This is a genomic window from Biomaibacter sp. TOL (assembly GCF_059717795.1).
In genome coordinates this window covers 1129311-1153021 of record NZ_AP046092.1, presented here as the reverse complement: position 1 = coordinate 1153021, position 23711 = coordinate 1129311, and the positions used below count along the sequence as shown (strand labels likewise).

Below are 23711 nucleotides of genomic sequence, written 5' to 3'. Positions count from 1 at the left end.
AGCTTTGGCAGGGTAAAGGGGGATAGCTTATGGTAAAATTTTGGAAAATAGGAATTATAACCGCCATTTTGGCGGTGCTTTTTATAAATGAGTCAGGGGACGGTTCCTTGACTCAACTAGTTGAGTCAAGGAACCGTCCCCTGACTCACCCTTGTGAATATTGTGAACCGGTCGTGCGGGAAAATCCTACTGTTACAATAGCCGCAGTGGGAGATGTGATGATGCATGATGGTCAGATATGGTCGGGATATGATTCCAGAACCGGAAAATATGACTATTCCGAATTTTTCCAGGATGTCAAACATGAGATATCTTCTGCAGATATAGCCATGGCCAACCTGGAGACAACCCTGGGAGGAAAGGAGCTAAAATTTACTGGCTACCCCAAGTTCAACAGCCCAGACGAGCTGGCTGATGCTTTAAAGGATGCGGGGTTCGACGTGATTGTGACGTCCAACAATCACTGTCTCGACCGGGGAGAAAAGGGCGTTGTCAGGACCAAGGATGTGCTGGAGCAAAGAGGACTTTTGGCAGTGGGCACTTACAGGACCGCTGAAGAAAGGGAAAGGATTCTGATAAAAGAAATAAAAGGCGTTAAAATAGCCTTTCTGGCTTATACCTACGGCACAAACGGCAATCCCGTCCCCAAAGACAAGTCCTATCTGGTGAATTTAATAGATGAAGACGTCATATTAATGGATTTAGAAAGAGCTCGAGAATCCGCCGATGCGGTGGTGGTATACCTTCATTTTGGGCAGGAATATCAGAGGACCGCATCCAATCAGCAGAAAAGCTTATCCAGACTGCTGTTGGAAAAAGGCGCCGATGTGGTGATAGGCAGTCACCCGCATGTGACGCAGCCCGGGGAATGGGTGAACGTGGCGGATGGGAAAGGCGGGATTGTTAAAAAATATGCGGCCTACTCTCTGGGCAATTTTATTTCGGCTCAGAGGTTTCCCCATACCGATGAAGGCATAATTTTGAAGATGACGATTGAAAAGGATTTAAATCAAAATCGAATAATTATTGAGGATGTAAAAGAAATCCCAACCTGGGTCGACAAGTTTAAAAAGGACGGCAAAATGAGGTATGTGGTGAGGCCGGGTAAAAAAACCGCTTGAGTCTTTAAATTGTCATCGGGACATGTTAAAATAGAGTAATACATCGATACAATTATCGTAAAGGATTCTTACTGGGAGGAAAAATGGATAGAAAGTACTTGATTTTAACTGCGGTTTTGATGGGTACCGTCATGGGGCCCCTTGACACCAGTGTGGTGAATGTCGCCATGCCCACGTTGTCTGAAGTGTTCAGGGCGGGGATGACCACGGTGAGCTGGGTCTCCATGTCGTACCTGCTTGTATTGAGCAGTCTCCTTCTAACGTATGGAAGACTGGGCGATATGCTGGGATACAGAAAGCTGTTTTTATGGGGAATGATTATCTTTACTGCGGCGTCTGTTCTGTGCGGTCTTTCGCCTACCATAGCGGTTTTAATTGCCGCCAGGGCCTTCCAGGCGGCGGGAGCCGGCCTTATGATGGCGGTGGCTCCGGCCATCATAACAAAAACCTTCCCGCCGGCTGAGCGAGGGAAAGCCCTGGGGTATAATGCCATGGCGGTGGCGGTAGGGCTTTCCGTGGGTCCTTCCTTCGGGGGGTTTTTGCTTAAAAGCTTCGGATGGAGGTCTATTTTTTTTATTAACCTGCCCATAGGTATAGCCGGATATTTCTGGGCAAGGAGCGTGATACCCCCGGAAAATGAACTCAAGAAAGAAAGCTTTGATCCGCCGGGGGCTTTGCTGGGCTTTGTATTTCTTGCAAGTTTGCTTTTATATATCAGCAAAGGTCAGGAAATCGGCTGGACTTCGGGTTTGGGTTTTTTTCTTCTGATAGTTTCGGCCCTGTCTTTTACTTCCTTTATCATCCAGGAAAAAAGAGCCAGGGAGCCCATGCTGGACCTTTCGCTCTTTTCAAACCGCATGTTTTCGGCCGGGAATTTGAGCTGCCTGTTGAACTTCATAGCACAGTACATGATGGTGTTTTTAACCCCTTTTTTCCTTAACAGAGCCGGATACTCGACAAACCAAATCGGTTTACTCATGACGGCTTTTCCCATCACCATGCTTCTGGTGGCGCCGATCAGCGGCACTCTATCTGATAAAATCGGGCCTCTCTTTTTGAGCACTGGTGGAGCATTGATAAGTTCCGCCGCACTGTATCTTATGAGCACTCTGGACCTTTCTTCCTCAGGCTTTGAGGTGGTATGGAGGCTGGTGCTGTTCGGCCTTGGAAACGGCCTTTTTCAAACTCCTAACAACAGCTCGGTAATGGGCAGCGCCCCGCGTGACAGGCAGGGAATAGCTTCGGGAGTTCTGGCCACCATGAGAAACGTAGGCATGGTGTTGGGGATTGCCCTGGGCAGCGGGCTTTTTTCCTTCAGATACTCTTACTACCTCGGTATATTGCCGCAATCCGGGAAAACCCTCCAGGATGCGGCATATATGAGCGGTCTAAGGGACGTGTTTTTGATGACCGCAATAATAGACATGCTCTGCATGATGACATCATTGGTGAGGGGCAAACAGGAAACCGGCCGGGAAAGACCGCTGGAAAACAGGGAATAAAAAAGCTCCCTTGAATCCTGTTGTACTGGTGGAACGATTGTGTGTCACCGAAAGCACATTAGCGCCGGTTTCGGCGATGAGGTTTAAAAGCCGACATAAAGTGCCGGGCCTATCAGGAATAAGGGTGTCTATAAATATTTTTCGCCCGCCCTTTATAAGGCCCTTGTCGTTGCTCCGTAGCTTTTAGTGGCGGTGATCTTGGCCAGCGGGGCGTGTTTCGGCATGACTATGGTGGATTTGATACCGTAGGTTGTGGCAGTTTTGAAAAGGAAAAGCTTATAAAAGCAAGTGAGATATTAGGCAGGATAGCCAATGGGATTAACAGTTTTAATAGTATCTGTTTTATTAAAATAAAGTTTTTGATAATCTTTTGAAGATTTCTGGAAAGATCTTTTTTGCTTAAGTTAAACAAATCGGATTTCATTTCAGACCCCCTCTAAAATTAGAATTATTATATGTCAAAAAGGCTAGCTTGCCTGTATTGCTTTGCCTGCTTTTGTGCGAATGCATTTTCTATTATAAGTTGTTCTTCAGATATATCGGCAATAAAAGGCGATGGAGTACGGGATGTCACCAGTATAAGTTCGTCCCGTGCTCTTGTCATGCCGACATAGAAAAGCCGTCTCTCCTCGTCCAAATCAAAGTCTGAATCGCTGCTTCTTAAAGGAATTATACCATCGTCTGCGCCATACATGAAAACTGTGGGGAATTCAAGGCCCTTTGCCGCATGCATGGTCATTAACCAGACTGCATCCGGAGAATACGCCTTGCTTCCGCTGCGGACCACATCGCTTTCACGCCCCAACACAAGGTTTTGAATAAAGGAAGACATTTTGTCATACATAACAGCCGTATTTAAAAGCAGTTCCATGCATCTCAGGCCTGACAGGTTGTTGTCGCTAATCCAGGAATCAATAATCTTCCCCGGCTTTTCTTTATGGACGATAGGTTCATATTTTCTCAACATTTCCATGAAATGCAGGAATCTGTCCGGTTTATGCAGCTGCAACAGGTCGCCTTCCATTAACTTTGTCAGGGCCGATACACTTTTCTCGCCTGCAGCATAGCTCTCCAGGACTTTTTGATTCAGGTCTTCTGAATATATGCTTTCTGCTTTAAGGCATAACAATAGCGAAGCAATATCGCTGGGGTTGAGCAAAAACTTGAAAAAGGCTATCGCTTCACGGACCGGCTTATCTGAAAGGAATTCATCCCGCCCTACGACCACATACTGGATGCCTTCTTTTGAAAGGCACTGCTCCAGGATTTCTGCCTGGCGGTTGGTGCGGTATAGTACTGCAATATCGGAAAAACCCTGTGTGTGTCTTGCCGCAGGGCTTTTTCTGCCGGGCCCTGAAAGTGCCTGGGCATCAAGCATATCGATGCCGCCGACCATGCGGTTTATTTCCTTTGCAATAAATATCGCCTCTGAGAATTCATCGTTGGCTTTAATTAGTCGCACTCTTGCGCCGCTTTTCCTTTTGGCATATAGGAGGCAGGTTTCCCCTGCTGCTGTTTTCTTTGAGATAACCGATTTGGCGGAAGCGATTATCTCTGGCGTTGAGCGGTAATTCTGAGTCAGCCGGACGTACCGGATGCCGGGGAAATCTTCCTTTAGCCTTTCGAAATACCGAAAATCCGAACCCCTGAAACCATATATAGACTGGTCGGGATCTCCTATGATAAAAACACTTTCGCTTTTTTTGCTCCATTCTTTTATCAAGCGGTATTGAATCTCATTTATATCCTGGAACTCATCCACCAGCAGGTGCGAGAAGCAGTTTTTCCCACCGCTTTCCGTTATATTCCATGTATCATTGCACTCAAATCGGTGGAGCACTTCAAGGAGAATATCGTCATAATCCATTAAACCGTAACTCTTGAGCCGTGAGCAGTAAGAATCGTATACTTCGGCCAGAATATTGGATTTGTAATCTTTTGCTTGTGCTGCGCCATTTTTAATAAGCGATATCCCTCTCAGAACATCCCGGGGAGAGATTCCCGATTTTATGTTCTTTAATATCTCCTCAATTATTGAAACCGCGGTGTATTCATCGATAATGGTTAAATTTTTCGCATCCTTCCACTTGGATAGCAATTGAAGGCATATGGAATGAAAGGTGCCTATGGTTACTGCACCTGCCGTCCGCCCGTACCCAAAATGTTCCTTCAAGCGTGTGCGCATCTCATTTGCAGCCTTGTTGGTAAATGTGACGGCGGTTATGTGTGAGGGATGGACACCGCGTTTTTCAATAAGATATGCGATACGGCATACCAGCGTTTTTGTTTTTCCGGTTCCTGGGCCTGCAATTACCGCCGTTACCGGGCTGGAGGTTGAAACGGCTTCCCACTGCTCCTGATTCAATCCGTTGAGAATATTCGAGTGAACGGTTTCAACAGCGTCCGCACTATCGCCGGGCGCACTGCTATCGACTGAAACAGGCGCCGATTCGGCTTTGCCTGCTGCAATCTTTATATTCTCGGCATTGCCGGGCGTCGATGGAGTTTCAGTATGAGTGGGCCTGTCGTTGACAAAGCACAACTGGCCTGAAAGCATGTTTATTTCATCTTTGTCCATTATTTTGATTTTGCCGTATTCACCGTCATATCCGGGTTGTATTTCAATCTCGCCGCATCTCAGCCTGCGGATGCCTTCAGCTATGTACGGGCCTGCAAAAAGTTCAATATCTTTTAATGATGCCTCCCGGAGTATATAAAATTCCGGACCGAGGTTCTGGATCAGGTCTTCGTATTTTCTCTTCACCTTCATGCTGGCCGCAGAAGAACCTATCGATGAAGCTATTACCTCATGAAGAGGGACAAGGCTTTCGAAAGGCTTTGCGGTGGATGGCTTGAATCCTTCGTGCCTGTCTGCCAGGGCTTCGACCCGGTGAAGCACTCCGACTGTAATCCTGCCGCCGCATACGGGGCATATGCCTCCCGCAGCCTTTGTATCCGATGGCTTCCAGCACACTTTGCACTTTCTGTGCCCATCATAGTGATATTTGCCTTCTTCAGGGAAAAACTCTATAGTGCCGTACAAGTCATTTGTGCCTCGATCTTTTAGGGCCCTCAAAATTCCCCTGTAAGAAAGTTCCGTATCAAAAATGTTCGCCTCCCTGCCCAGGTTCATCGGCGAATGCGCATCCGAGTTGGATACAAGGGCGAATCCGTCCAGTGCGGAAAGGCGCCAGTTCATCGGTGGATTTGAAGAAAGCCCCGTTTCGAGCGCATAAATAAAGTCTGTGAGGTCATCGAAACATTCTTGGATGTCGTCGAAGCCTGAATATGCGCCGTACAGAGAAAAATGCGGGGTCCATATGTGAGCGGGTATAAATATGGCCTCGGGACATACCTCGAGCACCATCTCGAGCAAAACCCTGCTGTCGAGGCCCAGAATGGGCCTGCCGTCGGAATGAAGATTTCCCACTGCCTCAAGCCGGCGAGATAGGGATTCAGCTTGTTCCAGACCGGGTAGGATTATCAAGTTGTGGATCTTCCTCACCCTACCGTTCTTTTTGTATATGGAGCTGATCTCGCCGGAAACAATAAATTGAGGCGTAAAATTACCTCCCGCGACTTTATCTTCTATGCGAAATTCATCTTTTAAAGTATAAAGGCCTTCTCCCGAAGGGACAAGTTTCTCCTTCAATTCCTCACGCCAGGCCGGATGGGTAAAATCACCCGTTCCAATAACGCCAATCCCCTTGCGCCTAGCCCACATTTCCAGCATCTCGGGAACGCATTCCCTGCTGGTGGCTCTGGAATATTTCGAGTGTATATGAAAATCAGCGATGAACATTTGCTGCACCCTCACGATTTTTAGGTAAGAATATTCGGGAAAGATAAACACCCATGTTTCAATTACAACTTAAAATTACGACTGAATTAATTATAACATAAAAAACGACATCATAAAATTTTTTTATTAGAAGCAGGAATTGAAATGTTAGCGAATATTCCGTCAATATGGTAAGGCAAAAGTGGGATTATAACCAATTCAATTACCATTTGCACGATTTTTTGAAATTCCGAAAAGAAATTATACATTGTTTTTTCTTTTAACAGGGCCATTCCCATACCGAGTATGAAGGCTATGATAAGAGCTGACATTACGCCGAAAAGCTGGGGCATGTCTATCGTAAAAAATGGTTTTAGCAGCTTTTCCTCCGGATTGGTGGCTGCAAAATTACCGGCAGTGTCCGATCAATCGAGGCAATAAGGTGGTGGATACGCCGAATGCGAAAAAACCGCTGATAAGGGTTGATGTATATGCGAGTCCTGCGGTAATTCCCAAAAGCCTGCCGGCTCCAGCGCCGAGTTCGGCGATGCCTGGAGCAACAAAACCTACTATGATCAGGGGGATTACAAATCCGGGAAATTGCCGAAGAGCGAGTTGAAAGTGGCCAGCAACCGGACAAATACCGCCGGCACAAACCTGCCGATAATTATACCGAGAATGATGGCAATTATGAGTTTAGGCAATAAGCCCAGCCGTTTCATTTTTTAACCTCCGTTCTGCCGCATGCGGCAAAGATGATATAGATTTTAAGCATCTTCAAGCTGAAGGCCGTTTTATAAAATCATAAAGGTATAATTCATTTGCGTCAGGATGTCTTTAATTTTTTCCACGTGCTCTTCATCCACCGTTTCAAGCTCCAATTCCACCTTGGCATAACCGATAGCCACATCCCGTGTGGAACGGTTGTGGGTCACGGAAAGCACGTTGGCGCCGGTATCGGCAATGAGGTTCAGGAGCCTCCACAAGGTGCCAGGCCTGTCTGGAATATGCGTATCGATAAATATTTTTCGACCGCTCTTAACAAGTCCCTTGTCTATGATGCGAGACACCATATTTACATCTATATTTCCTCCGCTTATAACGGCTACAATTTTTTTATTTTTATAACTACCCATCCGGTTCAAAACTGCAGCTACAGGCACGGCACCGGCTCCTTCGACTATGACTTTTGCTCTCTCCAGAAGTAGGAGTATGGCGCCTGCTATCTCATCTTCGTCAACGGTCAGAATTTCATCAACGTATTTTTGCACGAGATGGAAGGTGAGATCTCCAGGAGTCTTTACGGCTATACCGTCGGCAATGGTGGGCATTCCTCCTGCTGTCGCAATTTTATGCTGCATGACGGATTCGGCCATGGAAGGCACATTTTTGGCTTGGACGCCGACGATTTTTATGTTTGGTTTTACGCTTTTGGCCGCTATGGCGATGCCGGAGATGAGTCCTCCGCCACCTATAGGGACGACAATTATATCAGCATCGGGCAGGTCTTCCAGAATCTCCAGTGCGATTGTGCCCTGGCCCGCTATGACATGAGGGTCATTGAACGGGTGAACAAACGTTGCTCCGTTTTCTCTTTGAAGCCTGCAGGCCTCGGCATACGCCTCGTCATAAACATTGCCGTGGAGGACCACCTGTGCTCCGTAGCTTTTGGTGGCGGATATTTTGGCCAGAGGGGCGTGCCTGGGCATGACAATGGTTGATTTTATTCCGTAGGCGGTGGCTGCCATTGCAACCCCCTGGGCATGGTTTCCTGCGGACGATGCAATGACACCGTGTTTCTTTTCTTCATCGGTCAGGTGGGCAATTTTATTGAAAGCGCCACGGATTTTGAATGAACCGGTCTTCTGAAGGTTTTCCATTTTCAGATAGACAAAATTTCCGCTCATTTCGCTCAGGGTAGTGTTATGGACGATCCCGGTCTTATATATTATATTTTGCAATATCCCTCTTGCTTCTTTGATGTCTTTCATGCAAACATCCTGTTTCGGGATATGTTCCATACTGTTCATCTCCCATGTTTATTTTGTTTGCCATTATAAGCCTTAACATCTCGCATCTGTGTTAAGATGGGACAAAGGCCCCATCTTAACACCGGCTTTATCTATGTGCTATAACCTCGATTTCAATCAACGCCCCTTTTGGAAGATGGCTGACTTCCACACATGACCTGGCAGGCGGTTCCTTGGAAAAATAACTGCCATAAATATCGTTTATCAGAGAAAAGTTATTTATATCTGTTAAAAATATGGTTGTTTTAACAACACTGGAAAAATCCATCCCGGCGGCTGCAAGCAGATTTTTTATGTTCTCCATTACCTGCTTTGCCTGGGCTTCAATTCCTCCTTCCACCAGTTCGCCTTTGGCAGGATCAATGGCAATCTGACCTGATGCAAACAGCAGATCTTCTGCCATAATGGCCTGGGAATAAGGCCCGATGGCCTTTGGAGCCATATCTGTGCTTATTGCTTTTTTCATAAAAAATTCCTCCTTAAGAAATTAATCTTTTTTGTTTAAATAGCGGTAAACGGTATTTTCCGACACTTTGAGGTGCTTTGCAACTTCCGAGACGGAGCCTTTTATTAAGAATACGCCCTTGTCGTTCAACTGCTTCACTATATGGATTTTTTCTTCGGGAGAAAGCCTTTCAGCCGGTATGTTCAAACTATCTATTACATTATTAATAGTGGTGGCGATTAGTTCTTCGATGGAGCTGGCAAAACTCTCAGGAGCCGGCTGACGTTCTGTCGGCAGCGGCAAATCAGGCAAGACTTTTTGAGAATCAGCTTCCGAAGCCTCAACACCGCAACCCATGATAAAACTGTCTATGAATTTTTTGGCCGCAAGTGGTGCGGTAAGGTCTATATTTATGCACAGCATCCCGATGAGTCTGCCATCACTGTCCTTTATGAAAAAAGTGGATGATCGAAGCGGTTTTCCGTTTTTTGCTGTGCTTGGATAATTCAGCAGAAAGTCCTGTTTGTCATACGCCGCATCTTTTAGCAGCTTCAGGCCAAGGTCCGTAAGCGGCCCGCCCACTTTGCGCCCGCTGATGTGATTGTTTCTTATGGCAATAATGGATTCATTTACGTTGCTGATGTCGTGCAGCACAACCTCACAATCAGGTCCAAGAATGCCGGCGATAAAATCCACCAGGGGGATATAGGCCTTCAAGGCTTGTGGTTCGAATGCCTCCATAACATCACTCCTTAAAATATATATTCAACATTATGGTAAAAAATCCTTCCAATCATAAAAAAAATTTTTTATGGTAAAATAATTTCACTACAAGATCTGTATATTTACAAAGATTATTAAAACTGTTATGATTTAAGCGTAAAAAGAAACTGCGGAGCACTTTCAACATCGCTGCAACGAGGTGGAGGATTAGAACCCGCTGCCTGTCTTGTTAATAGGAACCCGACTTGCTTAAAGAAGCGGGGCCATCTTTTCGCCGCGTTATATTGAAAAAATTGTGAGATGGGGCGGATGAAGGCCGCAAAAGACCAGAGAGATTTACAAAATGGTCGGATATCGATATAGCGGCGCGGGGTATACCGAACGATGTATTCTATAAGGCAATAGGCGAAATAATTTCTCTGTCGCCGGATTTTAAAATCGATGTCATCGACCCGGAAGAATGCAGAGAGAGCTAAAAAAAAGCCATTGAGAAAGAAGGTATAAAGCTATGACAAATAAATACGCAACATTGATTCCAGTGTAAAAACCCTGTTTTTATACCCCTTTATCCGAACCTTGAAAACTTCATAAGGTATAAACTAGAAAATATTTTAGCTTCGAGAATAATTTTTGCTATATTCACCTCTAACATCCGGTATTTTACTACCCTTTCCGGAACCTTTTACCATTTATTGGCTTAAAATAGGCAGACTTATCCCTGTATCTTGAGGCATGAGTTTTTTGGACTGCTCTATCATGTAATTTGCAAACCTCTTGAAGTTATGGGCTAATATCTTAAATCCTACAACCATGTTACATTTTACAAAGCCTCTTACTTTGAGTTTGCCAAGCTGGTGGCCACGCTTTAATGCCGAGTTGGTCCCTTCTATGGCTGCTCTCATGCTGGTGTTTTCTTTGCGGCATTCTTCGATTTTTTGACGCTGTCTTGCTGTTTCTATGGCTTTTAGATTTATACGGACTACATAATCTTTCTTCTGCTTTTTGCAGTAACAGTCTTGTCTATGTTTACATGCATCGCATATATTCAAGGCAAAATGAGCTACTGTCTGGCCTTTGGTGATGCCAGTGTGGATAGGGGCCATGCCTTCAGGACATTTTGTTATTATGTTGGTGGATTCATCTATTTCAAACTGTGTTATGGATAATGTCTTTTGAGGTTTTTTGCCGTTGAGGTTGGTGAAGTGAAGTTCAATTTCGTTTTCTTTACCTTTTTCGATTACTTCAGGACAGTAGTATCCTCCATCAAAATAGAGGTGTTTGCAGTCGGTGTTTTCTTTGATAACGGGTATTCTTTCCTGACCTACTTCTGCATCGCTTTTGATGTTTTGATCTGTCTTGTAGTCTGTGATCATCTGGAATGGATTGTTCTTTGAACAGGTTTCTGTAATGGTTAGTGTATATCCGCTTTGGGCTTTATCTCCCTTTTTTCTGTATGTGGCATCTTCATCATAAGCTGACTGCAAGGAGTTGGTAGGAATATCTTTATTGTCTTTGGCTTTGAGTTTGTTTTTTTGTTCATCAAATACGGATTGCTCTGATATGAATCTTGTGAGTATCCTCAAGGTATCGGGATCTTTTATTTCAGGAGCTTTTTCTATGATGTTCTTAACATCAAGGCAAAGGTTCAGGAGCATGTCCAGTTTGCTTTCATTTTCCGATGGTTTTGCTCTGTAGATTATGTCTGTTTTGAATTCGGGTTTTAAGACTTCTTTGAGGTTTGGTGTAAGAAGGTCTTCAGGTACGGATTTTACTGCCCTTTCCAAAACGTCAAAGGCTAATGCTATTCTTCCGGCTTTCTTTAGTTTTTCATGAACATGGTGGAGTCCATGCGCTGTTCTTCAGTAGATATGCCGGATGCTTTGATAAAGTTTTTTGTAAGGTTTAAAAAGGAGGCAAAGATTAAATTAAGGTCAAGGCATGTGCCTTATGTACCTGGGAACAAAGAATATTTAAAGGCGTTTCCCATGTCCCTTTTCCTTTTATAGGTGGACATGAGGTATCGGGAATAATAGAAGAACTGGGTGAAGATGTGGATGAAAACAGATGGAAAAAAGGTCAGAAGGTTGCTTTAAGACTCCTGGAAACCTGCGGAGAATGTTACTACTGCAGAATGGGAGAACAAAACCTCTGTGAAATGATAGGTAAAAAAAGGCAGAACGGGCTGGCGATACCCGGAACAGGAGGTCTGAGTGAATATTTAACTGTTTCGCCGACCAAATTGTTTAAACTAGCAGATGATTTGGCCTTTGAAGTCGGAGCATTGTCGGAACCGCTTGCCTGTGTTATACACAGCATTGAAAGAGCTCATATAGAGATAGGAAACGACGTGGTAGTAATCGGAGCAGGGGTTATGGGGCTCTTCCATATAATGCTTTCCAAGAAACAAGCCGCAAGAGTAATAGTAAGCGAGGTGAGCGAAGAAAGGCGCAAACTGGCGAAGGTATTGGGCGCTGATGATACTTTCAACACTCAGGAGGAAGAGCCGATAGAAAAAATTAAAGAAATGACCGAAGGCCGGGGCGCCGACGTAGTTATAAACACTACCGCGATAAGCAAAGTAGCTCAGCAAGCCACGCAAATGGCGGGAAAAACAGGCAGAGTGATCTTCTATAGTTCCCAGCACCCCGATAGCCCGATCAGCATTAGCCCGGATTGGATCCACAACAGTGAAATAACAATCACCGGCAGCGTGAGTCCCAGCACATCGGATTTTCAAAAATCCACGCGACTTTTGTCATCAAGGATAATAACGCCGGAACCGTTAATTTCGGAAGTAATTCCATTTAAAAAAGTCCAAGAAGCGTTCCGGAAGGCTGTGGATCCAAAGAACTACAGGATTGTTGTTAAAATGAGCGAAGAAGAATAAAAGAGCAGTTTGAATATCGTTGCGGTTAAGCCCGGCATTATCGTCCGGGCTTTTTTTGTAGGTGCGCCGTCAATATATGCTAAATATAGCAGGAATTATTTATTTTGTGTCGAATAAATATTTTGAGTGAAAAGTCAAAAATTGACTGTAGCCGGTTTCCTTTTCTTCGTTTTTCGGGTATAATAATATCATGGAAGGCGGATAGAAGCAGATGAAAAAGTTGAAAATATACTTGGACACATCGGTAATCAGTCATCTGCAAGCTGATGATGTGCCGGAGAAAATGGCAAAGACTCTTGAGTTTTGGGACTATATTCAGCAACATGAAGAATATATAGTTTATATTTCGGATTTGGTTGTCGCTGAAATTGAAGAGTGTCCTGAACCGAAAAAATCATTTTTAATGCGGAAAATGGATAAAGCTCCTTTGGAGCTTGTTGAAATCAATGATGAAATTGCTGCTTTAGCTGAGAAGTATATAGTCGAAGGTGTTTTTTCAAGCAAATGCATAGATGATGCGACTCATGTTGCTGCTGCTTCTGTAGTGGGATGTAATGCTATAGTATCTTGGAATTTTAAGCATATTGTGAAACTAAAGACAATATTAGGCGTTAATGGGATTAATAGATTTATGGGTTATGGAGAAATTGAGATTATCACGCCTGAAGTTATATTAATAGCGGAGGAAGGTGATTAAAGTGAAGGAATCCAAGGCGATGAAAGAAATACATGAAATAAGAGAAAGGCATTATGAAAAAACTAAAAACATGACCAGAGATGAATATATCAGAAGCATAAAAGAACGCGCATCACGTTCAAAATTAAAAATAATGAGTAACAAAAAGGCAATAGTATAAAATATAACCATTAACATTTATCTATATCGGGAGACCATGCCAGGGAGCTGGCTTTATGACTGTTAGGCAATTGGCGGACATGTTTTCCCGAAGAATCAGCGATTGCTATCAAGCCGTTCCCATCAATAAAAGCTATCTCATCAGTTGTAGTGGAGTAGCAGGAAGCAACTGTGAAAAGCAATACGGTTAATAAGAAACAGGCTGCAATAAGTTTGAGTGCAGAGATGGTCTTCATGTTATTCACCACCATCCCATTCAATCAAAACTAACGATATAAAGTTCCGAGGTATCGTTGCCGGAATTGGCGCCTATTATCAATTCTCCCCCCGGTGAAAAGTCGAAGTCTCTTAAGCCTTCTATCCGCAGAGTATCGCCTATCTTCTTGATACCGTCATCGCTTATCTTATATAGTTCCATATAGTCTACTCTATCTTCATTGATGACATGGACTTCTACTGCCATCACATCATCCTTGATTCTGAAAAGTTTAGTTCTCGAATACTTTGCCTTGGAATCAGGCAATTCGGGCAGTTGCGGTTTGATTTGCGTGTATTCCCCTGTGTTTATGTAGTATACCCCGAAATTTTTATCGTCCCATATTCTATAGTCATCGAGGTTTTTTGAAAAAATCTTGTTGCGGCTAAAAGAAGCAAAGGCCGGGTAATTGAACTTGGATTCGTATGTATCCAATTTTCTGCTTTCCAAATCCAGCACCAGGTAAATTCCTCGGCCATCCACATGGTCAATAAACACAAGCTTGCCGTCGTTCATCTCGGGATGGGCGTTATAGTGGGAGTCGAATTTAAACTCATAGATATCTTCCATTTCGTCGGTCTCAAGGTTGTATAATTTTAGTCTCGCCACGTTCTTTTCGGCATCATACGAGGTCCAGCACACATAATCTTTGTACAGATAGGGCGTATCAAGATTTGAAAAAGTGGAGTCCATCTGATATATGACTTTGACATCGTTATCCTTGCGCCTTTTCCTGTAGAGTTTTAATTTTCCCCAATCCATGGTGGTATCCAGCCATATCATCCACTTTTCGTTCATCATGAGGTTTTGCAGGGCAGCCGGTGAAAATTCCGTTTCAAACAGTATTTTATAATCCCCGGTTTTGATGTCGTATTCTATGAGTTTATTCAGAGAACCGTGTTTTTTGTCGTCGGAAATGCAGGCATATATCTTATCGCCTTCCAATTGCGGTGTGATGAAGTGTCGGAAAGGAAATATTATTTTTTTTACCTGATATCCCGTGACCTCTTTATGCGAATCATCTCTTCCGGCTGTTTTTAAACCGGTTTTGCCGGGGTATGTTTTTATAAGCAAGGCCGAAACCAGTATTATTGACACTACCAGTAATAGGATAGGAGCAATCAAGTTCTTTTTCATATTTACCTCCCAAACTATTAGGCGGAGTTTGACGGTAAAGCCGTCAAACTCCAACCTTTTATTGTTATAAATGTTTTTTTCAATAAAGCATAACTTTGTTGCCACTACCACTGTCTTCCACTGCACAAACCGCATCAAATATCTCATTTAGAGGATCCCATCTAGAACCACCATATTTTTCTTCTCTCCAGTCAGGGTCCACATCTCTGATCCTCTTCTCTCCAGTGGCATATTCATAGTAATATCCTGATACGGTCACATAATGGTGACCTCCTTTTCCTTCATATCTTGATAGTTCACTTCTTTCAATCAATAATATGGGAGCGCTCGAACGATTGGACAGTGCATATTTGATTCTGCGTTCCAAGATTTCTTCGGAACTAACATCGTCTGCTACGCATTTGCCAAAATCGTATGTCTTTGCGTATGCATTTATGGCTTTTTTAAGATTTTCAGTCCAGGCGCCCTCTTTCGTGGTATTGGATTTCTTGGCTAAGGTCGATTGACTTGGAAGTTTTTCTGAAGAATCACTCTCGCGTTTGTGGAAGCTCAAGCTCTGTTGCACACTTGCCGGTCCGCACCAATAAGTCGTTTCCTGGGGCAAATATGATACACGAATGGTATAGCGTTCAACATCGTCAATTCCCTTCATTCTTTGTCCCCTGTTTTCCTCCATCCACTTGAGTATTTGAGCGTCTTTTTCTTTTGCCTCTCTTTCTGTTTGCATGGCATCTTCTTGGGTATAATCCGCAGGGGGGCTATCCCTTGCTCCTTTACCGTCCGAAGAATCCATATCATATTCAACATCAAAAGTAGCAGCAAAGGCCATTGTACAAAGGCAGATTATCATAGCGACCATAATAAGAAAATTGACTGTTTTTTTCATATCGGTTTCCTCCTGTAATTTTTAAGATGAAATTTTTTTCACTTGAATACGAACCCAAAAAATGGTTTAATGGAGTTGTAATAGTGGTTATGGGCGGCATAACAGGGGCACGCGATTATGGGGTCGGTACCCGGTTGGCTGCCAAATCCACTATTACTTTTTTGTTTGCGGGGGCTCTCGGGATAATTGGTAAAAAGCCAATAGGTTCACCTCCCTCTAGCACTATTTCTAATGCAATTCAAAGGGATGAGTGTTTGCTAATGATAAAATTTATCCCTTCATATATAACATTACATTAGATTGCCAAAATCACACATTTTTTAAAAAATTTTTTATGGACTTATATCCTTCAAAAGGTCAGGCTCTAATAAGTTACGTTTTTGCTATAAACAGTACCGGACTCAGAACCGTTTGTCCCACTTACGGTATAGGATGTAGTGACTCTGTACGTGCCTTTGGAAACTTGGCAGGTTTCTAATATGGAAGCCGATGAAGAAGTAGAGGATTTCGACCAGCTTTTTATGGCAGACCATGATCCGTTTGAATAACGTTCGAGAGTTGAGGTGAGCCGAATGCTTTTACCCGACGGTGTTTTTTGTACATATCCCTTAATAGTCGCCGCTCCATCTGATGAGATAGTCAGCGTACTGCTCACTTTGTTTATGTAAACATAGCGCAGTGCAGGAATTTGATAGCCTGCTGCAGGCGGCGGCATTTTGCCGACAGCAAATGCCGTTACCTGGATTGAAAGCAAGAGTAAAACGCATGCTCCAAGAGATATAATTTTTTTTGACAGCATGAAAAACCCTCCTTAATTTGTCTTCTAACCATTGGGACAAATTAAGGAGGGTTTTTGTGACAGGAATACTAGTTTTTTCAAATTATTTTTACCGATTTTCAGATTGGGATTTTTGGTGGCAGAAATTCTAATTCTCTTTGAGTTTAACACTTTCGGCTATTTTAAAGACCGTCTTTCTGTCCAAAGTCGAAGATACGGTGTACATATAATGATCATCATACCAAATGAGGTTTTGCACTCCCTGATTGGAGTAATATCTCGCGGGTAAGTTGTTAAATTTCAATTCTTCCAGCTCAACTCCCTCAGTATTAATGTGCATGGAAATTTCATCGAGGCGTGTCTGCTCATAGGAGATGAAATCATTATTTTTTTCATATTCCAGCAAAACGGCTCCATCCGTATCTTTGTGGACCAGTTTAAAACCTTCCGGAATATAGGTTGGCATGTATACTGTAAAATCTTCATTGCTTGTTTGGGAAGGTTGTGATTCCTTAAAAAATATGTGGGTGTATTTTTCATGCATCTCCGTTATAAACTCAAAAACTTTTAGCCTCATGCCTGATACACTCATTGCGGATGCGAAAAGCATTATCATCACAACAAAACCCGCAACTAATCGTTTATTTCCGGTCTTTAGCCTATTGGCTAATGTATTTCTTCTGCTCTGCCGAATCAGTCTTTTCATATTTTCCTGGAATTTATGCGAAAATCTATGTTCAATCTGTTCGTCCGATGGTAAGGCATCCATTTCATACCGGTCAGCTTTGATGACCGCTTTTTTTAACATCTCATCAGTAAAATCAAAGGCCATCCGACTGTTTCTCCTTCTCCAGAATTTGCCGGACTTTATTTTTTGCCCGCTCCAGCCTTTTTCTGACTGTCGCTTCGGAAATATCCAGCATTTCGGCAATTTCTGCGTTTGGATACTCTTGGACGTATTTTAGATTCAATACATCTTTGTATATAACGGGAAGTTTCATAACAGCTCTTGTAAGACAATCCATTTCTTGATCCTGATAGGGGAAGGCATTATCTGTCGTATTATATTGTATTTCTTCAAGAGGAACCATTGGGTGCTTTTTGCGCCGCTTATAAAGATTAATGGAATGGTTCTTTACCATAGTAACAATATAACTCTTAGTTTTGTGACAATCAACTTCTCCAATTTTATCCAAGTGCTCGATTATTTTCATAAAAGTATGATGGACCGCATCTTCCGCAAGATACTCATCGTTTAAAATCTGGTTGGCTACATAAAACATAAGCTTTCTGTATTTTTCATAAATAAGCTCAAATTTATTTTTGTCTCCCTCGGTTTCGATTATTGACAAATAGACTAACAAATTGTATCCTCTCCATAGCTAAACCAAAAGATGTGAGCTTATTAAGATAAACATGCTTCATATCTCAAAAAGGCTGGCTTGCTTGTATTGGTTGACATGCTTTTGTGGCAGGGCATTCTCGGTCATAAGCTGATCTTCGGATATATCGCCAATAAAAGGAGATGGAGCATGGGACGTCAGAAGCACAAGCTCATCCCGTGCTCTTGTCATGCCGACATAGAAAAGCCGTCTCTCCTCGTCCATATCAAAGCCGGAGCGGCTGTTCCTTAAAGGAATCATACCATCGTTTACGCCGCATATGAAAACTGTGGGAAATTCAAGGCCTTTTGCCGCATGTATGGTCATCAACCATACCGCATCCGGAGAATACGCCTTGCTGCCGCTGCGGACCACATCACTCTCGCGTCCCAGCACAAGGTTTTGAATAAAGGAAGACATTTCGTCATACATAACAGCCGTATTTAAAAGCAGTTCCATGCACCTCAGGCCTGACAGGCTGTTGTCGTTGATCCAGGAATCCATAATCTTCCACGGCTTTTCTTTATTGATGATAGGTTCATATTTTGTCAACATTTCCATGAAATTCCGGAGTCTGTCCGGTTTATGCGGCGGCAACCGGACCCCTTCCATTATCCTCAAGAGGGCCGATACGCTTTTCTCGCCTGCAGCGTAACTTTCCAGGACTTTTTGGTTCAGGTCCGCCGAAGATATGCTTTCCGCCTTGAGGCATAACAATAGTGAAGCAATATCCCCGGGGTTGAGCAAAAACCTGAAAAAGGCGATTGCTTCACGCACGGGCTTGTCCAAAAGGAATTCGTCCCGCCCCATCACCACATACTGGATTCCTTCCTTATAAGAGGCATGCTCCAGGATGCCCGCCTGGCGGTTGGTGCGGTATAATACGGCGATGTCGGAGAAACCCCTTGTATACCTTGCAACAGGCCTTTTTTTATCAGGGTCTGAAAGCGCATGAGCCTCAAGCATGTCGATGCCGCCGACCATGCGGTTTATTTCTTTTGCAATAAATACAGCCTCTGCAAATTCATCATTGGCTTTAATTAGGCGAACTTTTGAACCGCTTTCCCTTTTTGCATTAAGAGGAAGAGTTTTGCCTGCTGTTTTCTTTGTTATAACCGATCTGGCGGAAGCGATTATCTCAGGCGTTGAACGGTAATTCTGAGTAAACCGGATGGAACGGATGCCGGGGAAATCTTGTTTAAGCCTTTCAAAAAAACGAAAATCCGAACCTCTAAAACCGTAAATACACTGATCGGGGTCTCCTATAAAGAAAACACTTTTGCTTTTTTTGCTCCATTCTTTTATCAGGTTGTATTGTATGCCGTTTATATCTTGGAATTCATCCACCAGCAAGTGTGTAAAGCAGTTTTCTTCGCCATTTTCCGCTATATCCGATGTATTGTTGTCCTCATATCGGCGAAGCACTTCGATAAGGATATATAATCCATTAAACCATACCTTTTAAGCTGTGAGCAGTATGAATCGTATATATCAGGGGGAATAATTGATTTAGAATCTTTTGACCCGGCTATACCGTTTTTAATAAGTGATATACCTTTAATAACATCCCATGGAGAAATTCTCAATTCTAGGTTTTTTAATATCTCCTCAACTATTGAAACAGCAGTATACTCATCGATTATGGTTAAGTTATTTGCATCCTTCCATTTAGATAGCAATTGAAGGCATATGGCATAAAAGGTACCTTGTTTGCTGAGCTTGCTTTATGCCCTTCCCCAAAATGTTCTTTCAGGCGTGTGCGCATTTCATTTGCGGCTTTATTTGTAAATGTGACGGCAGTTATGCAGAAGGGATTTACACCGCATTTTTCGATAAGGTATGCGATACGGCAAACCAAGGTTTTTGTTTTTCCGGTTCCCGGGCCTGCAATCACCGCAGTTGCATTACTGGAGGTTGAAACGGCTTCCCACTACTCCTGGTTCAAACCATAGAGAATATCTGAGGGAGCGGCTTTAACAGCGTCCATGCTATCGTTTGGCGAACAGCAACCGACTAAGAATTGCGCCGATTTGGCTTTGTCTGCCGAAATCTTATTATTTTCGATGCTGACGGGCATGATCCCTTTAAGACACAACTGGCCTGAAAGCATGTTAATTTCATATTTTGCCGTATTCACCGTCATATCCCGGCTCAATTTCAATTTCCCCGGATCTCAGCCTTCGGATTCCTTCAGCTATATGCAATCCTGCTAAAAGTTCTATATCTTTTAATGGAGCATTCCGGAGTATGTAAAATTCGGGCCCGAGAGATTGAATCATATCCATATATTTATTCTGGACCTTTTTGCTTGATGGGGAACATCCGAGCGAGGAGGCTATTACCTCATGAAGAGGAACAAGGCTTTCGAAAGGTTTTGCAGCCGATGGTCTGAATCCTTCAGGCCTGTCTGCAAGGGCTTCGACCCGGTGAAGCACCCCCACTGTGATCCTTCCGCCGCATACAGGGCATATTCCTCCTGAGGATATTGTGACGGAAGGACTCCAGCAGACGTTGCACTTTCTGTGCCCATCGTAGTGATATTTGCCTTCTTCTGGGAAAAACTCTATAGTGCCGTAGAATTCATTGGTTTTGTGCTTTTTTAAAGCCCTTAAAATTCCGTTATAGGAAATTTCTACATTAAATATATTGGCCTCTCTCCCCAGATTCAAGGGCGAATGCGCGTCCGAATTGGAAACTAGGGGGAATCGGTCTAGTGCGGAAAGACGCCAGTTCATAGGAGGATCCGAAGAAAGCCCGGTTTCGAGGGCATATATATATCCGGTAAGGTCCTCAAAGCACTCATAGATGTCGTCGAAACCCGAATATGCTCCGAACAAAGAAAAGTGAGGGGTCCAAATGTGAGCAGGGATAAATATGGCATCCTGACATACCTCGAGCACCATCTCGAGCAAGACCTTGCTGTCAAGGCCCAGTATTGGCCTGCCGTCAGAATGTAGGTTTCCTACTGCTTCCAGACGGCGAGACAGGGATTCGGCCTGCTCCAGTCCGGGAAGGATTATAAGATTGTGGACCTTCCTCACTCTGCCGTTTTTCTTATAAATGGAACTGATTTCAGCGGAAACTACAAATCCGGACTTAAAGATGCATCCCGCTACTTTATCTTCTATACAATATTCATCTTTCAAAATGTAAAAACCTTCCCAGAAGGCACAAGCTTTTCCTTCAATTCTTCCCGCCAGGCCGGATGGGTAAAATCAGCCGTTCCGACGACATCGATGCCCTTGCGCCTCGCCCACAACTCGAGCATTTCCGGGACACAATCCCTGCTTGTGGCCCTTGAGTATTTCGAATGTATGTGAAAATCGGCGATGAACATTTTGATACACCCCATATAGTTTTTAGACTTAGACTAGTTTTTAGACTTAGACCTATTTTACCACACTTGGGCAATGATATAAATTTTTTCATTTTCTCTAAAATAAGCATCTTGAGTTATACACCTACCATTTGTTACAAATTTATCTTTATGGTATATTATATTTAGCATTTATTGGGAAAGGTATGACAAGGTTGACTAATTACAAAAGCAAAGTAAAAAATTATATTTTGGAGGGGACTTTATGGATTTCCTTGAACAGATAGAAAAGGCAAAAGAGCTGCTTGGTTTTGCTCTAAATATCGAAGGGATATCGGGAGCAAAACTGATACATGCAAAAAGCGTTGTAGTTGACGACAGGGTCAGGTTTCAGTGTGCCCAATCGGGATGCCGGAACTACGGCAAAAATCTGAAGTGTCCTCCTAATACGCCGAGCGTTGACGAGTTTCGCAAGGTTCTTTCGAGCTATTTTCTAGCTCTTGTGGTTCAAATGAAGGCTGAGGTGCATGATATAAAAAATTGGGAGCCGGAAACGGATGAACTGGCCCTAAAGCTACACGATGCCGTCTATAAAATAGAGAAAAAGGCTTTTTCTCTCGGCTTCCCCTTTGCTGCAGGTCTGATTGGAGGGCCCTGCAAATTATGCAAGGAGTGTCCCAAGACTCTAGTATGCGTAAAGCCGGAGAAGGCTAGGCCTTCAATGGAAGCTCTGGGCATAGATGTGATCGCCACCTGCAGGAACATAGGCTTGGAAGTGGTGTTTTCTGTCGATACTATCGTATGGACCGGATTGATTTTGATAAACTGAAAATAAAGAGCCCGGGGGAACCCGGGCTTTATACATATATATTAATGGGGAGGAATAACGATGTTAAATTAAGCTTCGACCGCTACCTTCCGTTCGGTGTCGGGTGCTTCATAGCCGACCTTTTTCTTTAAACTGCCGGTGACATGAAGGCTGGGCACCAACTGGAAGTCAGGATATGCAAGAGCGCCCATTTCAGGAAGGTCAAGGCCGGAAATTTCATGCTCTGCCTTCACCCGCAGACCTATGATCATATCGAGTACTTTGAAGAAGAGATAGCTTAAACCAAAACCATAAACGATTACAACTGCCACATCTATGAGCTGGGCTGCAAGCTGCCCGAAGCCTCCGCCGTAGAACAGACCGGTGACGGCAGAAGATACTCCGTTTAAGCCGGCTCCATATGTGCCGTCGGCGAAAAGACCCACACTTATTAAGCCCCATATGCCGTTGGCTCCATGGACCGAAAAGGCGCCCACGGGATCATCGATTTTGAGCTTTTCAACTACAGCTACCGAAACACATACCAGGATTCCAGCTACGAGTCCTATGATAAATGCCGATACGCCGTTTACAAAAGCGCAGGGGGCTGTTATGGCCACAAGACCTGCCAGTGCGCCGTTGCATGTCATGGCAATGTCGGGTTTGCCGGTCTTGATCCACATATATACCATAGCCGTAAAGCCGCCCACTGCTCCGGCTATCATGGTGTTGGTAGCAACCACGGCCAGCCTAAAGTCGGTACCGCTCAGAGTGCTGCCGGCATTAAAAGCGAACCAGCCGAAGAACAGGATTATGGTTCCAAGTACCGCCATAGGTATGTCGTGGCCGGGGATATTTACGGGAGTACCATCCTTTTTAAATTTGCCGATCCTGGGACCTATGATAATGGCGCCTGCGAGGGCCAGCATACCGCCCATGGCATGGACCACGCCGGAACCTGCAAAGTCGATGGCTCCATTGCCAAGCCCCAGTTTTGCTCCAAGCTGGGCCAGCCATCCACCGCCCCATACCCAGCCGCCGTAAATGGGGTAATAAAACATTGAAATGAAGAAAGAAGCTATGACCACCGCCAGAAATTTTACGCGCTCCGCCATGGCTCCGGTGGGAATGGTGACGGTGGTGTCCATAAACACCATCTGGAAGAAAAACATGGCATATATGCTGGCATCATATGCCGCACCGCTGAGAAGAAAACCTTTCAATCCCAGCAGATTCCATCCATTTAAGCTCAGACCACTATTTAAGACCTGAGGTCCTCCAAGAGTGGCAAACCCTCCGGCATTGCCGAACATGAAGGCAAAGCCTGTAAGAAAGAAACCGATGGTTCCCACCACGAAAACCATTAAATTCATGCCGATGGTATGGAGGGCGTTTTTTGCCTGGGTAAATCCTGTTTCCACAAGGGCAAATCCCGCCTGGAAGAAGAATATTAAAAACGCCGTCAGCATGACCCATACATAATTGATACCGATCTTATTTTTCGCCACCTGGGTGATTATTTCTTGCTGGGTTGGATTGCCGGCATCGGCGGCGGTTATGTCATTGACGGTACCGTAATTGACACCCGCCGGGTCCTGCCCATCGGCCAGGACTGCCGCTGCCAGAACGATAGAACAAATTATTGCAAGGAGAAGCACGATAACCAGTTTTTTTGTCATTTTATCCACGCTCCTTTTTTTTAATATAGTGAAATTTTGCGGTCCAACAGAATTCCTTGAGAAAAATTTAATAAAATATACAAAATCTATCTTAAATCACCTCCAAATGTCAAGATTTTAAGAT

Annotated in this window: 22 protein-coding genes and 2 pseudogenes; 6 read left to right on the top strand and 18 right to left on the bottom strand. The window is 43.9% G+C overall.

Features of this window, described 5'->3' with window-relative positions; all coding sequences use genetic code 11:
* Positions 1 to 29: 29 nt before the first annotated feature.
* A complete protein-coding gene (locus AC6I1H_RS05835; protein WP_497740028.1) occupies positions 30 to 1121 on the top strand; it encodes a CapA family protein in 1092 nt (363 codons plus the stop codon).
* An 83-nt stretch (positions 1122 to 1204) separates the two neighbouring features.
* Positions 1205 to 2623 (top strand): MFS transporter, encoded by a 1419-nt coding sequence (locus AC6I1H_RS05830; protein WP_497740027.1) that lies wholly within the window; start codon positions 1205 to 1207, stop codon positions 2621 to 2623.
* Here the strand turns inward: AC6I1H_RS05830 and AC6I1H_RS05825 are convergent.
* The 10 genes and pseudogenes from AC6I1H_RS05825 to AC6I1H_RS05780 all read right to left on the bottom strand — a co-directional run bounded on the left by AC6I1H_RS05825 (position 2564) and on the right by AC6I1H_RS05780 (position 11386).
* Entirely contained in the window at positions 2564 to 2701 is a 138-nt protein-coding gene (locus AC6I1H_RS05825; RefSeq protein ID WP_497740720.1) for a hypothetical protein, read from the bottom strand. The genes AC6I1H_RS05830 and AC6I1H_RS05825 overlap by 60 nt on opposite strands.
* Positions 2702 to 2849: 148 nt before the next feature.
* Positions 2850 to 3047, bottom strand: a complete 198-nt coding sequence (locus AC6I1H_RS05820) for a hypothetical protein (protein WP_497740026.1) — start codon at positions 3045 to 3047, stop codon at positions 2850 to 2852.
* Positions 3048 to 3074: 27 nt separating this feature from the next.
* Complete coding sequence (locus AC6I1H_RS05815) at positions 3075 to 6425, bottom strand: UvrD-helicase domain-containing protein (RefSeq protein ID WP_497740025.1); 3351 nt, start codon at positions 6423 to 6425, stop codon at positions 3075 to 3077.
* Between the two features lie 110 nt (positions 6426 to 6535).
* Positions 6536 to 6796, bottom strand: a pseudogene (locus AC6I1H_RS05810) (cation:dicarboxylate symporter family transporter); the annotation flags it as partial.
* Between the two features lie 16 nt (positions 6797 to 6812).
* Positions 6813 to 6977 carry a hypothetical protein gene (locus tag AC6I1H_RS05805; protein ID WP_497740719.1) on the bottom strand — a complete coding sequence of 55 codons (165 nt, stop codon included), beginning with the start codon at positions 6975 to 6977 and terminating at the stop codon, positions 6813 to 6815.
* A gap of 11 nt (positions 6978 to 6988) precedes the next feature.
* Positions 6989 to 7126 carry a hypothetical protein gene (locus AC6I1H_RS05800; RefSeq protein WP_497740024.1) on the bottom strand — a complete coding sequence of 46 codons (138 nt, stop codon included), beginning with the start codon at positions 7124 to 7126 and terminating at the stop codon, positions 6989 to 6991.
* Between the two features lie 72 nt (positions 7127 to 7198).
* Positions 7199 to 8425, bottom strand: coding sequence for a threonine ammonia-lyase (gene ilvA, locus AC6I1H_RS05795; RefSeq protein WP_497740023.1), 1227 nt, complete (start codon positions 8423 to 8425; stop codon positions 7199 to 7201).
* A 97-nt stretch (positions 8426 to 8522) separates the two neighbouring features.
* A complete protein-coding gene (locus AC6I1H_RS05790) occupies positions 8523 to 8900 on the bottom strand; it encodes a RidA family protein (RefSeq protein WP_497740022.1) in 378 nt (125 codons plus the stop codon).
* Positions 8901 to 8921: 21 nt separating this feature from the next.
* A complete protein-coding gene (locus tag AC6I1H_RS05785; RefSeq protein WP_497740021.1) occupies positions 8922 to 9620 on the bottom strand; it encodes a helix-turn-helix transcriptional regulator in 699 nt (232 codons plus the stop codon).
* A gap of 671 nt (positions 9621 to 10291) precedes the next feature.
* Positions 10292 to 11386, bottom strand: a complete 1095-nt coding sequence (locus AC6I1H_RS05780; RefSeq protein ID WP_497740020.1) for a transposase — start codon at positions 11384 to 11386, stop codon at positions 10292 to 10294.
* Between the two features lie 140 nt (positions 11387 to 11526).
* On the opposite strand from AC6I1H_RS05780, the gene AC6I1H_RS05775 reads away from it, so the two are divergent.
* The 3 genes from AC6I1H_RS05775 (at position 11527) to AC6I1H_RS05765 (ending at position 13346) form a co-directional block, all read left to right on the top strand.
* Complete coding sequence (locus AC6I1H_RS05775; RefSeq protein WP_497740718.1) at positions 11527 to 12489, top strand: zinc-dependent alcohol dehydrogenase; 963 nt, start codon at positions 11527 to 11529, stop codon at positions 12487 to 12489.
* Positions 12490 to 12700: 211 nt separating this feature from the next.
* Positions 12701 to 13186, top strand: a complete 486-nt coding sequence (locus AC6I1H_RS05770) for a PIN domain-containing protein (RefSeq protein WP_497740019.1) — start codon at positions 12701 to 12703, stop codon at positions 13184 to 13186.
* 1 nt (position 13187) lies between these two features.
* Positions 13188 to 13346, top strand: a complete 159-nt coding sequence (locus AC6I1H_RS05765; protein ID WP_497740018.1) for a hypothetical protein — start codon at positions 13188 to 13190, stop codon at positions 13344 to 13346.
* 10 nt (positions 13347 to 13356) lie between these two features.
* Here the strand turns inward: AC6I1H_RS05765 and AC6I1H_RS05760 are convergent, their stop codons facing one another.
* The 7 genes and pseudogenes from AC6I1H_RS05760 to AC6I1H_RS05730 all read right to left on the bottom strand — a co-directional run bounded on the left by AC6I1H_RS05760 (position 13357) and on the right by AC6I1H_RS05730 (position 21121).
* Positions 13357 to 13581 (bottom strand): hypothetical protein, encoded by a 225-nt coding sequence (locus tag AC6I1H_RS05760; protein ID WP_497740017.1) that lies wholly within the window; start codon positions 13579 to 13581, stop codon positions 13357 to 13359.
* A 20-nt stretch (positions 13582 to 13601) separates the two neighbouring features.
* Positions 13602 to 14738, bottom strand: a complete 1137-nt coding sequence (locus AC6I1H_RS05755; protein ID WP_497740016.1) for a hypothetical protein — start codon at positions 14736 to 14738, stop codon at positions 13602 to 13604.
* 79 nt (positions 14739 to 14817) lie between these two features.
* A complete protein-coding gene (locus AC6I1H_RS05750) occupies positions 14818 to 15624 on the bottom strand; it encodes a C39 family peptidase (protein ID WP_497740014.1) in 807 nt (268 codons plus the stop codon).
* A gap of 364 nt (positions 15625 to 15988) precedes the next feature.
* Positions 15989 to 16423 carry a hypothetical protein gene (locus AC6I1H_RS05745; protein ID WP_497740013.1) on the bottom strand — a complete coding sequence of 145 codons (435 nt, stop codon included), beginning with the start codon at positions 16421 to 16423 and terminating at the stop codon, positions 15989 to 15991.
* A 127-nt stretch (positions 16424 to 16550) separates the two neighbouring features.
* Positions 16551 to 17234 carry a DUF4367 domain-containing protein gene (locus tag AC6I1H_RS05740; protein ID WP_497740012.1) on the bottom strand — a complete coding sequence of 228 codons (684 nt, stop codon included), beginning with the start codon at positions 17232 to 17234 and terminating at the stop codon, positions 16551 to 16553.
* Positions 17224 to 17766, bottom strand: a complete 543-nt coding sequence (locus AC6I1H_RS05735) for an RNA polymerase sigma factor (RefSeq protein WP_497740011.1) — start codon at positions 17764 to 17766, stop codon at positions 17224 to 17226. The genes AC6I1H_RS05740 and AC6I1H_RS05735 overlap by 11 nt, the downstream gene beginning before the upstream one ends.
* A gap of 57 nt (positions 17767 to 17823) precedes the next feature.
* Positions 17824 to 21121 (bottom strand): annotated as a pseudogene (locus AC6I1H_RS05730) (UvrD-helicase domain-containing protein).
* Between the two features lie 244 nt (positions 21122 to 21365).
* On the opposite strand from AC6I1H_RS05730, the gene AC6I1H_RS05725 reads away from it, so the two are divergent.
* Entirely contained in the window at positions 21366 to 21929 is a 564-nt protein-coding gene (locus AC6I1H_RS05725; protein WP_497740010.1) for a DUF2284 domain-containing protein, read from the top strand.
* 68 nt (positions 21930 to 21997) lie between these two features.
* Here the strand turns inward: AC6I1H_RS05725 and AC6I1H_RS05720 are convergent, their stop codons facing one another.
* A complete protein-coding gene (locus AC6I1H_RS05720; protein ID WP_497740009.1) occupies positions 21998 to 23587 on the bottom strand; it encodes an ammonium transporter in 1590 nt (529 codons plus the stop codon).
* Positions 23588 to 23711: the final 124 nt, after the last annotated feature.